The 13,309-nt window shown below is 61.9% G+C and carries 12 protein-coding genes, 1 pseudogene and 1 other annotated feature; of the genes and pseudogenes, 6 read left to right on the top strand and 7 right to left on the bottom strand.

Going from position 1 to position 13,309, the window contains the following annotated elements:
- Window positions 1–430: pseudogene (locus tag L630_RS0119415) on the bottom strand (transposase); the annotation flags it as partial.
- Window positions 30–146, bottom strand: a sequence feature (AL1L pseudoknot). It overlaps the preceding pseudogene by 117 nt.
- A 224-nt stretch (window positions 431–654) precedes the next feature.
- Between L630_RS0119415 and L630_RS0119410 the strand changes: the two are divergent.
- The gene (locus L630_RS0119410) at window positions 655–1,236 is read left to right on the top strand and encodes a polysaccharide deacetylase family protein (RefSeq protein WP_051473381.1); all 582 of its coding nucleotides are present in this window, start codon (window positions 655–657) and stop codon (window positions 1,234–1,236) included.
- A 2-nt stretch (window positions 1,237–1,238) separates the two neighbouring features.
- Here L630_RS0119410 and L630_RS0119405 read toward each other — a convergent pair whose 3' ends face one another.
- The 4 genes from L630_RS0119405 to L630_RS0119390 form a co-directional block, all read right to left on the bottom strand.
- Window positions 1,239–2,072: a hypothetical protein gene (locus tag L630_RS0119405; protein WP_024849859.1), complete on the bottom strand. Its 834-nt coding sequence runs from the start codon at window positions 2,070–2,072 to the stop codon at window positions 1,239–1,241.
- Window positions 2,073–2,208: 136 nt separating this feature from the next.
- Window positions 2,209–3,534: a type III PLP-dependent enzyme gene (locus tag L630_RS0119400; protein ID WP_024849858.1), complete on the bottom strand. Its 1,326-nt coding sequence runs from the start codon at window positions 3,532–3,534 to the stop codon at window positions 2,209–2,211.
- A complete protein-coding gene (locus L630_RS0119395; RefSeq protein WP_034330978.1) occupies window positions 3,527–5,050 on the bottom strand; it encodes an AMP-binding protein in 1,524 nt (507 codons plus the stop codon). Before L630_RS0119395 ends, L630_RS0119400 begins: the two co-directional genes overlap by 8 nt.
- Window positions 5,051–5,078: 28 nt before the next feature.
- The gene (locus L630_RS0119390; RefSeq protein ID WP_034330977.1) at window positions 5,079–5,339 is read right to left on the bottom strand and encodes a phosphopantetheine-binding protein; all 261 of its coding nucleotides are present in this window, start codon (window positions 5,337–5,339) and stop codon (window positions 5,079–5,081) included.
- Between the two features lie 208 nt (window positions 5,340–5,547).
- Here L630_RS0119390 and L630_RS0119385 point away from each other — a divergent pair, with 208 nt between their 5' ends.
- The gene (locus L630_RS0119385) at window positions 5,548–6,669 is read left to right on the top strand and encodes an acyltransferase (protein ID WP_024849855.1); all 1,122 of its coding nucleotides are present in this window, start codon (window positions 5,548–5,550) and stop codon (window positions 6,667–6,669) included.
- Between the two features lie 114 nt (window positions 6,670–6,783).
- Here the strand turns inward: L630_RS0119385 and L630_RS0119380 are convergent, their stop codons facing one another.
- Together L630_RS0119380 and L630_RS0119375 are read right to left on the bottom strand one after the other, a co-directional pair.
- Window positions 6,784–7,992 carry an FAD-dependent oxidoreductase gene (locus L630_RS0119380; protein WP_024849854.1) on the bottom strand — a complete coding sequence of 403 codons (1,209 nt, stop codon included), beginning with the start codon at window positions 7,990–7,992 and terminating at the stop codon, window positions 6,784–6,786.
- Window positions 7,989–9,383: an NAD(P)/FAD-dependent oxidoreductase gene (locus L630_RS0119375; protein ID WP_084466234.1), complete on the bottom strand. Its 1,395-nt coding sequence runs from the start codon at window positions 9,381–9,383 to the stop codon at window positions 7,989–7,991. The genes L630_RS0119380 and L630_RS0119375 overlap by 4 nt, the downstream gene beginning before the upstream one ends.
- A gap of 75 nt (window positions 9,384–9,458) precedes the next feature.
- On the opposite strand from L630_RS0119375, the gene L630_RS0119370 reads away from it, so the two are divergent.
- From L630_RS0119370 to dctP, 4 genes are read left to right on the top strand one after another with little or no spacing between them, the layout of a single operon-like run.
- Entirely contained in the window at window positions 9,459–10,313 is an 855-nt protein-coding gene (locus tag L630_RS0119370) for a DeoR/GlpR family DNA-binding transcription regulator (RefSeq protein ID WP_245263810.1), read from the top strand.
- A gap of 39 nt (window positions 10,314–10,352) precedes the next feature.
- Window positions 10,353–10,865 (top strand): TRAP transporter small permease subunit, encoded by a 513-nt coding sequence (locus L630_RS0119365; RefSeq protein ID WP_024849851.1) that lies wholly within the window; start codon window positions 10,353–10,355, stop codon window positions 10,863–10,865.
- Complete coding sequence (locus L630_RS0119360) at window positions 10,862–12,193, top strand: TRAP transporter large permease subunit (RefSeq protein WP_024849850.1); 1,332 nt, start codon at window positions 10,862–10,864, stop codon at window positions 12,191–12,193. The genes L630_RS0119365 and L630_RS0119360 overlap by 4 nt, the downstream gene beginning before the upstream one ends.
- 26 nt (window positions 12,194–12,219) lie before the next feature.
- Window positions 12,220–13,299, top strand: a complete 1,080-nt coding sequence (gene dctP, locus L630_RS0119355) for a TRAP transporter substrate-binding protein DctP (protein WP_024849849.1) — start codon at window positions 12,220–12,222, stop codon at window positions 13,297–13,299.
- The last annotated feature ends 10 nt before the right edge of the window (window positions 13,300–13,309 follow it).

Raw genomic sequence — 13,309 nt, 5'->3', positions numbered from 1 at the left:
CGCCGGGCGGCATGCTCGTGCCAGGTCGACGGGGCGATCGGCAGCACACGGCAGATCGGCTCGACCCCGTACGCATCGCGGTGAGCGTCGATAAAGGCGATCATCGCTTCAGTGGGCGGTCGAGCTCCGCCATCGCAAAATAAGCCGACGCCTTGCGCAGGATCTCATTGGCCTGACGAAGCTCGCGAACCTCCCGTTCAAGCTCCTTGATCCGCGACAGCTCCGCGCTCGTCGGCCCAGGCCGTATGCCTGCATCCCGCTCAGCACGCCGCACCCAACCGCGAAGCGTCTCCCCGGTGCAGCCGATCTTCGAAGCGATCGAATTGATAGCTTCCCATTCCGAAGCATACTCGCCCCGGTGCTCCAGAACCATTCGAACCGCGCGCTCGCGCACTTCAGGTGAATAGGTATTGCCGTTCCGTTTCGTCATGATGGCTCCTTAATCTCAAGAGGGGGAGCCTCCGGCAATCCCGGCGCGGTTCAAAGGGCTCTAAACTTTTGGTGGAATTGCGATGCCGCGGACCGGAGGGTAGCTATTGTTGCTAGGCGTACCGGGGCGTTGCGATGCAGGAAGCCCAGATCATCTTGAACCTACACGGTATCGGTAGCCCGCAACGGGTGCTTGAGCCTGGAGAAGAGCCTTATTGGCTTTCGGTGGATCAATTTCAGGATATCGTCCGCTTCGCCGCATCAATGCGCGAGAAGATCAAGTGCGAGTTCACCATCGACGACAGCAATCTTTCCGATGCGACAATTGCCGGACCGTTCCTGGCAAGGATGGGTTTTTCCGCGCAGATTTTCGTCCTCACGGGCCGCATTGGACAGAAGGGATCGCTTGATCAGATCGCCCTACGCGACCTTATCGACATGGGTCACACGATCGGGTCGCATGGGAATGCGCACCGTGACTGGAAGACGCTCGACGTGGGGGAACTCGTGGATGAGATCCACACGCCGAGGAAGCGGCTGCAGGACGTGACCGGCCAGACGATTGACGCTGCGGGCCTGCCCTTTGGCGGATACAATCGCAAGGTTCTGGCAGAGGCGCGCCGTGCGGGTTTCAAGCGCCTCTACAGCAGTGATGGTGGCGTTGCCCGCGATGGTGACTGGCCAGCCGGCAGAACCTCACTGCGCCGCGATATGTCTCCAGTGCGCATGCACGCGCTGTTTGACCCGGAGCCGCTGTTCGTGCGCCTCAAGCGCCGCATCAAGGCTGAGATCAAGAAGCGCCTCTAGGGTCACGGACCGAACAGCGCGATTTCGCTCTCGCGGAGATCGCCGACTGCAGGCGGCTCGCCATGCTTGCTGTAGCGGATTTCTCTCTCCGGCATCAGGACGATGCCGGGGGGCGGCTCGAAACCGAGCGGCGCATCGACCATCGCAAGGGGTATGCCGCGCTTGAGCAACGACCGTGCGACCACACCACCGGCGGCGCATAGCCTCTTTGGATCACCAAAAACAAATCGCGCCGCGGGAACGAGTCTTTTCAGCGTCTTGATCCGGTACAAGGCCTGCATTCGGCCCTCGCGGTCTTCCAGGATTAAGCCGTCACAATCATCCTCGTTGCAGGGACCGACTATCCGCGCCCCGGCGTTCCCCGACAGAAGAAGACGTGGCGTGAAGAGGAGCGTTCCGTTCGAGTATGGCTTGAAGCCGAGCGCTTTGACTATAGGCAGGACCTTTGGCGCGGGCGTCAGGTCGAGATATGTGGCGCCGCGAGTACGCGTGGCCAGTTGAACGAGCTGCGTCGCGAAACCGCGATAGGGCTGGCGCACGTACCAGCTGGACAAATTGCTGCGAACGGTCGAGTCGACGACCGCTGTCAGCAGCAACAGCACCCCCTGTGGTTGGCCCTCAGCCTCCAGCAGATACCCGTAGCGCGGGAAGCCCGCGACCAGCGGGCGTTCCGTCAGGCTGGCGAGCGCCTCTTGCCAGTACTGAGACGTGCGCCGAGGGAATCCCTCGCACAGCAATTCGAGGATCGCCTCGAGGTCGTTGAAGGTGATTTCGCGGAAGCTGACGCGGCTCGCGCTCCGGGCAGAGCTCGGGATCTTCTCGATTTGCTGGTGCATGGCACGGTCCGCAACATCTGCTTTCTACCGTATTTCTTACAGCGCGCGCTCGCGCCCGCAATTGACTGTACCTACCCATTCCGGAGGATTGCGTGGCTCCATTGTGGGTTCGTTGCTTAGCAAAGCGAGCCGACACCTATGCAAGCGGAAGCTGGCTCAGTGGTGCGCTAAAGGAGCCTCGCGGGCGAACCTCTCGCGCGGCGCCGCCCTCGACGATTACCTCAGCCGGCGCCGGATGACTTAGGAAGCCGTTCGGGCTGGCCGACAGGGCATAAGCTCCCGACTGCAGCACGACGACAAGATCGCCGCGCGCCATGCGGGGCAGGGCCACGTCGCGCCCGATCGTATCGAGAGGCGTGCACAATGGCCCGACGACGCTGCACTGGACGAGCTCGTTCGCGGCGAGATTGGTCGCCGGAACAACCGGATAGTCGCGCTTTACGAATTGCCCGAGATTTCCGCTCGCCGCCAGATGATGGTGCATGCCGCCGTCAGTCACGACGAAGGTGCTGCCGCGCGAAACCTTCCAGGACTGCACGCCGCAAACATAGATGCCGGCGGGGCCGATCAGGTACCTGCCGGGCTCAATGACAATAGACGTTCCTTGTAATTCCTCAGTGGCCGCCAACTCGGCACGCAGCTCCGCTACATGGCCTTGCAGAGACTCAAGGCAAAGCGAGCGGTCACCAGCGAAATAGGGAATGCCAAGCCCGCCACCCAGATCAAGCGTGGTTAGCGGCCGCCCGAGAAGTCCTGCCATCTTTCGTGCGACGTGGAGCCCATGGCGCCATTGCCGGGCGAGCGTGTCCGCGTCAAGGATCTGGGTGCCGGAGTAGAGGTGAACGCCCTGGAGGTGCAGTGACGGCCGCTTCTCAATCTCGGCGACGACTTCAGGGAGGAGTTCCTCATCAAAGCCGAAGGGCGCTGCCCGCCCGCCCATCCGCATCGCCCCGCCCTGGGCGGACATTTCAGGATTGATCCGCAGTCCGACGTGCGGCCGCACTCCTTCCGCTCGAGCGAGAACATCCAGCCGGTCGATCTCCTCGAAGCTTTCTAGGTGGATCTCGCCTATCCCCTCGCGAAGAACGAGCCGAAGTTCCTCGTCGGTTTTTCCAGGTCCTGCAAAGAAGATGCGGCCGGGAGGGCAGCCTGCTGCGCGGGCGCGCAAGTACTCAGCACCCGACGCGATCTCCAGCCCCGCACCTTCATTGACAAAGAATCGGATGACCTCCTGGTTCGGATTTGCTTTCACGGAGTAGAAGACGTCGGCAAAGCCCTGTAGTGCAGATCGGAGCTGGGCAAGCTTCGAGCGCGCGATGCTCAGATCGTAGATGAACAGGGGGGTCCCGAAGCGGCGAGCCAAGTCCGGCACGCTCAGGCCGCCAATGTGCAATGTTTCTGAGACGATCGAGAAGTTTTCCGAGATCAGATCGCAAGCAAGCGCCCGGGACGGTTCAGCCACCCGATCTCTCCCTGGTTAAAGTCAGGTAGTCGACCTTCCCGTTCGGCGTTATTGGCAAGGCTTGTACCAGCTCGATCGCGCGCGGCATCATGTAGGGAGCGAGGCTTTGCGCGGCCGCCGAAAGTACCTCGGGAATGTTCGTCTCGTCGCGCATCGGCACTGCGACTGCATGCACTACTTGCCCCGCCAGAGGGTCAGGTTTTCCGATCACCGCAACCTGGCGGAAGGCACCGGTTGCCATGAGTGCCTCTTCCACTTCCGTGGAGCTGATGCGGTATCCTGACGACTTGATCATCGCGTCGCGTCTGCCGACGAAGTAGAAGAAGCCTTCCTCATCCTCGACGACGAGGTCGCCGGAATAACATACGGTGTCACCCCCTGCGTTCGGGGGAACCAGCGGATTGGGGCGAAAGACCTCGGCCGTAGCGTCCGGACGCTTCCAGTAGCCGAGCGAGACGGTCGGACCACGATGCACCAGGATCCCGGGCTCGCCCGGCTTTGCCCGCTGGCCATCGTCGCGAAGGGCGAAGATTTGCGTTTCCGGAATGGCGCGTCCGATTGAATTGGGCCTGCGATCCAGCTCTTCAGGGGGCAAATAAGTCGAGCGGAAGGCCTCTGTGAGCCCGTACATGAGGAAGATGCGCGTCGACGGCAACAGCTCCCGCAAACGCTTGACCGTCTCGGTAGGCACCGCACCGCCCGAGTTGGTGATGTAGCGCAGGTGCGGCAGTGGTGTCTTGCGCAGGCTCGGTGCGAGGCGGGTCAGGATCGCCCAGATGGTCGGCACGCCCGCAAGGCCGGTTATACGGTACTCCTCCAGAGCCTTGACGATCTCATCGCCGAACTGAAACTGACAAAGGTACAGCGTGGCGCCCTGCTCGATCGCGGTGAGTAGCTGGTTCAACCCATAGTCAAAGCTAAAAGGCAGGACTGACAGGATGCGGTCACTCGAATTGATGCCGAGATAGGTGCGCACAATTCGTGTCCCGGCCACAAGATTGCGATGGCTGAGCATGACGCCCTTCGGCGTCCCGGTTGAGCCGGAGGTGTAAAGCAGAGCGGCGAGATCCTCACCGATGCGGCCGCACGGTTTTTGTGGCTCTTGCGAGGAGAACTGCGCCGCGTTTGCAGCATCTATGATCGCGAGGCCCGGTATGTCTTCGGCGATCTCACGACCCTGGGGGTTGGTGATCAGGAAACGTGCGCCGCAATCCTCGAGGATATGCCGGACCTGTAGCGGGCGCAGATTAACGTTGATCGGCACGAACACGCCGCCGGCGATGCTGATGGCGAAGATCGCCATGCATTCTTCGATCGACTTCGGCAGGAAGATCCCGACGCGATCGCCCTCGCGAAGCCCTTGCGACACCAATGTTGCTGCGCAGGCGGCAGCCAAGCCTGCGAACTCGCCGTAGGTAACTTGGCGATCGCGATCAACGATCGCGAGATCCTCGGGTCGAGCGGGGCTCTGTTCCAGCAAATGGTGTAGCAGGTAGGGACTTCGGGCAATCTGCATCGCCGGATCCCCCACGTTCTGGGCCCGATCAGACGCGTGCAGCAGCTGCTCGCTCGGCGACGGTAACGATGCCGTCGATGGTATCCAGCGCATCGATTTCAAAATCCGGATCGGAGAAGTCGACGTTGAACTCAGATTCCAGCAGCATCATCATTTCTGTGCCGGCAAGTGAGTCCAGGTGGCCATTGGTGAATAAGGACTCCCGGTCATCGATGACGCCAGGATGCCCGCGCGCCACCAACATTTCCGAGATGAGGCGGCGTAGCCGCTCCCTGATTTCCGCACTCATTCCATCACTCCCAGATGAGAGGGAATTGATGACACAGCTGCACGCGGCCGCATACAGAGCCAGTTGAAGGGGGGCGGGGTCCACTTCTGGTCAGCCGAGAGGGCGGCACATCATCAAAAAGGTATACTGCAGGTCATCTGCTGCCCCTGTCACGCAACTGCTATGCTTGATAGTTATCGACGGGTGTGCTGAGGAGCCACGCTCTGCCATGCAGCGGTTCAATGAGGGGCCTGCCGGAGCAGAAGCAGCCGGAACGTTGATCCGTTCCCGGCATTCCTCGGTATCGGAGAGCCGGCAGGCCGTGCCGGGCAGCGGCCTCAACCACGCGACTTCGGACGCGATCCGCATTGCCCGTGTCCTCTGCATCCTCTCGATGATCTCCGTGCATATCTGGCCTGGCGCCACGAAGATCGAGGCGGCAGATACCTGGTTTCACTGGGTTTACATTTTCGTCGCTGAGTACCTGGGGCGCGGGTCTGTCCCGCTTCTGTCCCTCATTTCCGGCGTCCTGCTCACCACGACGATTGCTCGGCGACCGCCCCTCAAGCTCCTCCTGAATAAGGCATTTTCCCTGCTTTATCCGATGGCGGTGTGGTCAGCACTGCTATTGGGCGTCTATGAGGGGCATGCGATTGCCACAGGGGACGAGACCAGGGTGCCGCATAGCCCCGCCGAGTGGATCAACGGTTTGTTGTCGGTCACGTCCGCGCCGGTCAACGAGCCTCTCGCATTTCTTCGAGACGTGTTCATGTGCGCGATCATCGGCGTTGCGAGCATCCTTCTCTACCGCAGGAACAGGGTTGCTGGTGGCGCACTGCTTCTCATCATGGTGCTCGTCGAGGCGCTCAGTGGTGGCGTTCTGACGCTCAGACCGCAGATCCTTGCATTCTTCGCGGTAGGGGTTGTGATCGGGCTTTCTGGAAAGACGCACCTGGTGCCCCCAATCTCCCTCGTGGTGAACCTGCTCATCCTCGACGTGGCCGCTCACGGGTGGATGGAGGGCGAACTGGTGGATTGGCTGAACCGGATTTGCATATCCGTGCTGATGTGGCGGATCGCCGTTGACATCGAAGGCTGGGGAGGCGCGCTTTCCGCCGGTTTACGCCGGGTGGAGCCCTACATCTTCATGGTCTTCTGCAGCCACATGCTGACCGTTACCGTGGTTGCCGCGGCCGCGGGGGTAATAGGCTTCTCACCGGACGCTCCCTATTTTCCATTGATCTGGATAGGGCAGTTTCCGTTGGTCATCATTGTGGCGGTTGTGATTCAGGAGCTTGCCCAGAAAGCGCAGGTCCTGCCTCTGCTCACAGGTCCGCGAACGCGAACGTAGCGCAAGGATCGCGTGACCGGCTTTTAAGAGCGACACCCAGATCGAATTTGCCGTGCGCGAGACGCCGCGCCGGGGGCATTGACAGTGGTAAGCCCGGAGGCGCTCTTGAAGCCTCTATTTCGCCTCCAGCACGATCTCCACCGGTTGGGCCGTCGGTGGAAGCGGCAGGGTGATGCGGCGTTCGGGGCGGGTGTCGATGCTGAGTGAGGCATACTCGACGCCGCCCACGCGGGCAGAGAGGCGGCCCTTAACCTTCCGGTTCACGCGCAGCTGAAAGCGCTCGTGAGCGCCGTCCGACGGTGCGCTGATCCGCTGCGGGACGACCCAGGAAAGAGCGTCGCCCTTCAGAGTGACCGATTGGCTTGTCGGGGCGGGCAGCTTGCCGGTAAGTGCAGCCTTGATGGATTGCGCGACGGCAACGCCTTCCGACCAGCTCCAGCCGGCGGTCTCGACCGGGCGCAGCAGGTTGCCAGCGGCGAAATAGGCCGGGTCGGAGCAGCGGCCGAAATTGTCGACCACCGGGCCACCGGTTTTGGGATCCTTCTCCAGGTGGCCGCCGTCGAACAGGGTAGCTTCCGGACGGAACTTGCCGGTAACGATGACGCCGTCGGTCTCGATCGCCTGCATCCCCGTAGGACCGTCAACGATGACGCGTTCCACGCGCTCGCGGCCCTCGATGGCACGGATCGACGTCGACAGATGCAGCGGAATCCCCTTGAGGCGCGGGTAGAGTGCGCCCGGCCAGCGGGCAGTTGCTTCCGCATTCGGCTCGATCATCGCCACCGGACGGATGCCCGCGTGCAGGCATGTCATGATCGCCGAGAACGACACGAGCTCGGTACCGAGGATGACAGGGCGGCGGAACGGACGCCTTCCTTCGAGATAAACGAGGCCCTGCAGCGCACCTGTTGGGATGATGCCACCGGGCTTTTCACCGCCGATCAGGCGTTGGGCACGCGAGCTTTCCCGCACGCCCGTTGCGATCAGCACGATTTTCGCGCGGATCTCGGAGAGGCCGGCGTCGGAGGTAACCGTCACGCGCGGGCCGGGCTCGAGCCGCACGACATTGACGCGGGTGGCGATGGTGACGCCTGCCTGCTTCGCACGTTCGACGAGCGCGCGGGCATAGTCCGGTCCCTTCATCAGCCGGTGGAATTCGCGCATGCCGAACGGATAGTGGCCGCAGTGACGCGGAATGCCGCCGGCAGTTGCCTCGCGATCAATGACGAGCACGCGTGCGGTCTTTGCCAGGATTGTCGCGGCTGCAAGACCTGCAGGGCCGGCGCCGATGACAAGAATGTCGGATTCCTGCGGCAGCGTCATTGTGCCTTCTCCGCCATCGGCCGGTCAAAATGCCCGTCGGTGAGGCGGGCGAGTTCCGCCGAGCAGAAGAAGCCCTGGCAGCGGCCCATGGTGACGCGCGTGCGGCGCTTGAGGCCGGCAAGACTACGCGCGGGCAGGGGGCCGTCGAGCGCAGCGAGGATCTCGCGCTTCGTTGCCATCTCGCAGTGGCAGACGATGCCGCCGTGGCCCTCGCTCTGCCAGTCGCGCGGAAAATATTCGCTGATGTTGGAGACCGTCGGCCAGACCGGATCGACCCGTGGGTTGAACTGCAGTTCCGCGAGCTTCAGCACATGCTGGGCGATGCCGAGCGCGGCCGACAGGCCCGTCGAGCGGATGCCGCCGACGGTGATGTAGCTGCGGTCATGTGCCTTGATGCAGTAGTCCTTGAACTCCGTTGCCGGGCGCAGGCCGGCATAGATTGCAGTCACCTGGTGGTCTTTCAGAGCGGGAAGGATTTCCTCGCCCCGCTTCTTCAGCGCCTCGAGTGTTTCGGGGACCAGCACCGCGTGCTCGCGATCGTCCTGATCCTCGGCGGTGGGGCCGACCAGCAGGTTGCCGAAGGCGGTGCGGCAGACGACGACACCCTTCGTGATCTTGTTTGGCACCGGCAGCAGGATGTGCGAGGCGAGCTTCGAGGCCGGCTTGTCGTAGACGACGAACTGGCCCTTGCGTGGTTTCATGTGGAAGTCGCGGCCGCCGATCAGCTTCTCATCGAGGAGGTCGCCCCAGAGGCCCGCGGCATTAACCACCAGCCGCGCCGCGACCTTGCCGCGCGTCGTCTGTAGCGTCCAGCCATCGCTGTCGCGCTCTCCGCCAGTCACTTCCGCACCGCGGATGATTTTGGCACCGTTTTCGACCGCCTGAAGCAGATAGGCGAACGGCGCCGACCATGGGTCGATCAGATATTCGCGTGGCACACGGAATGCGGCTCGTGCACCCTTGCCAAGGCCGGGCTCCAGCTGCCGCATCGCCCTTTCGCCAAGCGGTTCGACGTCGGTGACGCCGTTTTGGTGTGCCTGTTCCATCAGCGAGGGAAGCAGCGCTTCCTCCTCCTCGCTCCAGGCAATGACCAGCGCTCCGGACTTGATCAGCGGCAGCCCAAGGCGGCCGTGAATCTCAAGATACTCCTGATAGCCCGCTGCGACGCAAGCCTGCTCAAGCGAGCCGACCGGCGCGTCGAAGCCGGTATGCAGGATCGCAGAATTGCCCTTCGAAGCGCCGTCGAGAATGTCGACCGCCTTTTCGATCACGGCGACTTTTGCACCAGCCAAAGCAAAGCGGCGCGCGAGTGCGCAGCCGACGACGCCCGCGCCAATGATGGCGACGTCAAAGCGTTCGGAAGCAGGGAGATCGTCGTTCGGCATGGACATTCTGAATTGCTGATAGGCTCAAGTCTGAGCACAATTGCGCATTCAGTCAACCCAACCCATACGAATTGCCCGACTTTGTCCAAATACCACATTGATCGTGTTGACACGGTCATAGATGTGGCCAAAATTGTGGCGAGCTGGTCGGCAAGAGCCAGCAAAAATGGGGAACGGTGTGTGAAGCCGAAAAGCCGCCAGGCCAGCATAGTTGCGCTCGTTGAGCGCGATGGCGAGGTCACCGTGGATGGCCTCGCGGCGGAATTCAGGGTCTCGCCCGAAACTATCCGCCGCGATCTGGCAACACTTGCCGAGAACGGGTTGCTGCTGAAGGTGCATGGCGGTGCGCGGCGCATCCGCATCACAGCCGAGGGTTCGTTTGACGAGCGTATGGCTGAGGCGGCAGCCGGCAAGGCAGAAATCGCCCGCAAGCTCGCCAAGGTGATCCGGCCGGGTGACAGTTTCTTCATCGACACTGGCTCTACCACGCTCGCTTGCGCGCACCAGCTGGCCGAAATCCAGGATCTGACAGCCGTCACCAATTCCGTGCGCAACGCGCAGGCGCTTGCCCGCGGTAGCGGAAAGCCAAGGGTTCACCTGGTCGGCGGGCAGTTCGATCCCGACAACGGGGAGTCTGTCGGTCCCGACGCGATTGAGCAGATCAGCCGATTTCGCCTTGACTACGCGATCATTGGCGCCGCAGCTGTGGATATCTCGGCAGGCGTATTCGATGCCGATTTCAACGAGGCTTCAATTGCGCGCGCAATGTGTGCCAATGCTCAGAAGATTATCGTGGTCGCGCATTACGACAAATTCGGCCGCCAGGCAGCACATCGGATCTGTCGTCTACACGAAATCGATGTTCTAGTCTGTGACGTCCTGATCGGGGCAGATGAGGCCGCGCTAATAAGATCTACGGGGGTAACTCTGGCGTGACACCAAACAAGACGAACAATCCCAACCGAAAGGCAGAGCATGTCCTCGGCCATTAGATCCTACGTGCGGTTCATGGACGGGCTCGCCGAATTCATTGGTGCGTTCGCGAAGTATCTCATCTACGTGATGATCTTCGTCCTGCTGTTCGACGTCATCTCGGACAAGGCGTTCGATAAGGTCCAGAACTGGACGGTTGAGACGGCGCAGTTCACGCTGGCGGCCATGTACTTCCTGGCTGGCCCCAAGACCCTGAAGGACGACACCCATGTGCGCCTCGACCTGATCTACGCGCACTTGTCCGAACGGGCCAAGGCGTTGATCGACGCATTCACGGTCTGGATCGTGATCTTCTATCTGTCGGTCATGCTGTGGGGGGCGATCTCGTCGCTGAAATATTCGTGGGCGACCAACCAGCGGCTCCCGTCCCTTTGGGCGCCTTCGGTCGTGCCGATCAAGGTGCTCATGGTGGTGTGCATCGTGCTGATGATCCTTCAGTGCATTTCAATCTTCTTCAAGGACGTCGCCAAGGTGCGGGGCAAGGTGCTGGCATGAGCTACGAATTGATCGCCATCCTCATGTTCGCCAGCATGGTCGTGCTCATGCTGACGGGCCAGAGGGTCTTCGCGATGATCGGCGCTGTTGCTGCCGCGAGCGCCTTGTCTCTTTACGGAAATGCCTCTGCCGAACTGCCGTTCAATGCGGCGTTCAAGTTGTTCTCCTGGCACGCGCTGCTCACGCTCCCGCTGTTCGTCTACATGGGGCACATGCTTTCCAAGAGCGGCATCGCCGAAGAACTCTACCAGATGATGCATGTCTGGTTCGGCCGGCTGCCGGGCGGCCTCGCGCTGGGCACCATCCTGCTGATGGTCATCATCAGTGCGATCAACGGCCTCTCCGTCGCGGGCCTCGCGATCGGTTCGGCGATCGCGCTGCCGGAAATGCTGCGCCGAGGCTATGACAAGGTTTTGATCACTGGCGTCGTGCAGGGCGGCTCGACCCTGGGCATCCTGTTGCCGCCATCCGTCGTGATGGTGCTCTTCGCCGTGATTGCCCGTCAGCCGGTGTCGGACCTCTGGCTGGCCGGCGTGTTCCCTGGCCTGATGATGGCCGTGATCTTTTCGATCTACGTCTTCATTCGCGTCAAGCTGAACCCGTCCCTCACGCCGAAGTTGAGCGACGAGGAACTGTCGATGCCGCTCAGCGAGAAGCTCATTCTCCTGCGGGCCGGCATCATCCCAGTAGTCATCTTCGTGCTGATGATAGGCCTGTTCCTCACCGGCTACACCAGCCTGCTGGAGAGTGCCGCGGTAGGCGCACTCTCGGCGACGCTTGCAGCCGCGTGGAAGGGCCGCCTGTCGCTCGCGCTGATCAACGAGACCGCGCGCGAGACGATGTCGATCACCGCTCTGTTCATGTGGGTGATCCTCGGTGCGCTGGCATTTTCGTCGGTCTTTGACGGCATCGGCGCCGTACGCGCGATCGAGAACGTCTTCATTCACAACTGGGAACTGTCGCCCTGGGCGGTCATCATCCTGATGCAGCTCAGCTTCATCCTGATGGGCATGTTCCTTGACGACACTGCCATGCTGGTGATCGTCGCGCCGCTCTACATCCCGCTGGTTGCGCGCCTCGACCTCGGCATCGACAACCAGATGGTCTGGTTCGGCATCCTCTACACGATGACCTGCCAGATCGCTTACATCAGCCCGCCCTTCGGCTACAATCTGTTCCTGATGCGCGGACTGGCGCCGAAGGAGATCACCCTGGTCGACATCTATCGTTCGATCTGGCCCTTCGTCATCATGATCATGCTGACGATCGCTTTGCTCATGCTGTTCCCGCAGATCGCAACCTGGCTCCCAAGCTACGTGCGTGGATGAAAAACAAAAAACCGAAGGAGAGTGGAATGACTGACAACATAAAGAAGGAATCGCCGTCCGAGCGCATCCTCGCTACCCGCCGCAAGTTCCTGGCCGCCGCCGGCCTTGCTGCGCCGGCGTCACTCGCTGCGCCGGCCATTGTCAAGGCGCAGGCTCCGATCAAGTGGCGCCTGCAGACCTATTCGGGTGCCCCGCTCGGCGCGCACGTGATCAAGCCGCAGATCGACGCCTTCAACGCCGCCGCCAACGGCGAGATGGAGATCGAGCTCTACTACGCCGACCAGCTGGTGCCGACCGCCGAGCTGTTCCGCGCCCTGCAGAATGGCACGCTCGACGCGATCCAGTCGGACGAGGCTACGATGGCTTCGCCGGTCGACATCGCGGTCTTCGGCGGCTACTTCCCGTTCGCGACCCGCTACAGCCTCGATGTGGCGGCGATGTTCATGTACTACGGCCTCGACAAGATCTGGGAGGAGGCTTACGCCGAAGTCGAGAACGTCACCTACCTGTCGACCGGCGCCTGGGACCCACTCCACATCTTCACCACCAACAAGCCGATCCGCAGCATCGCCGACTTTAACGGCCTGCGCGTCTTCGGCGTGCCGACCGCCGGCCGTTTCCTGTCGCGCTACGGCATGGTGCCGGTCACGGTTCCGTGGGACGACGTGGAAGTCGCGCTGCGCACGGGCGACCTCGACGGCGTTGCCTGGTGCGGCTTCACCGAGACCTATGAAGTGGGTTGGGCGGACGTGTGCAAGTACGCGCTGTCGAACTCGGTCACCGGCGCCTGGTTTGGCTCCTACTTCGTCAACACCGAGAGCTGGAACAAGGTGCCGCCGCACCTGCAGCAGCTCTATCGCACGACGATTGACCAGTCGCACTACTACCGCAACGTCTGGTACTGGGGCGGCGAGGCACAGCTGCGCGTCCACGGCGAGAAGCTGGAGCAGACCGAGCTTCCGAAGGAAGAGTGGGCACAGATCGTCAAGGATGCCGAGAGCTTCTGGGACGAGATCGCGGGCGAATCCGAGCGCGCGCGCAAGGTCGTAAAGATCTTCAAGAAGTACGCTGCCGACCAGGAAAAGGCCGGCTACCCGTACCGCTAAGAGATATCAG

The organism is Aminobacter sp. J41 (genome assembly GCF_000526635.1).
Taxonomy (GTDB): domain Bacteria; phylum Pseudomonadota; class Alphaproteobacteria; order Rhizobiales; family Rhizobiaceae; genus Aerobium.
Note: the sequence above shows the minus strand (reverse complement) of the source record. Positions and strands in the feature narration are given on the sequence as shown.

Coding starts and splice junctions, on each gene's coding strand:
- L630_RS0119375 (WP_084466234.1), bottom strand. CDS start 9,383: ATGTCCATGCCGAACGACGATCTCCCTGCTTCCGAACGCTTTGACGTC.
- dctP (WP_024849849.1), top strand. CDS start 12,220: ATGACTGACAACATAAAGAAGGAATCGCCGTCCGAGCGCATCCTCGCT.
- L630_RS0119380 (WP_024849854.1), bottom strand. CDS start 7,992: ATGACGCTGCCGCAGGAATCCGACATTCTTGTCATCGGCGCCGGCCCT.
- L630_RS0119390 (WP_034330977.1), bottom strand. CDS start 5,339: ATGAGTGCGGAAATCAGGGAGCGGCTACGCCGCCTCATCTCGGAAATG.
- L630_RS0119365 (WP_024849851.1), top strand. CDS start 10,353: ATGTCCTCGGCCATTAGATCCTACGTGCGGTTCATGGACGGGCTCGCC.
- L630_RS0119360 (WP_024849850.1), top strand. CDS start 10,862: ATGAGCTACGAATTGATCGCCATCCTCATGTTCGCCAGCATGGTCGTG.
- L630_RS0119405 (WP_024849859.1), bottom strand. CDS start 2,072: ATGCACCAGCAAATCGAGAAGATCCCGAGCTCTGCCCGGAGCGCGAGC.
- L630_RS0119395 (WP_034330978.1), bottom strand. CDS start 5,050: ATGCAGATTGCCCGAAGTCCCTACCTGCTACACCATTTGCTGGAACAG.
- L630_RS0119385 (WP_024849855.1), top strand. CDS start 5,548: ATGCAGCGGTTCAATGAGGGGCCTGCCGGAGCAGAAGCAGCCGGAACG.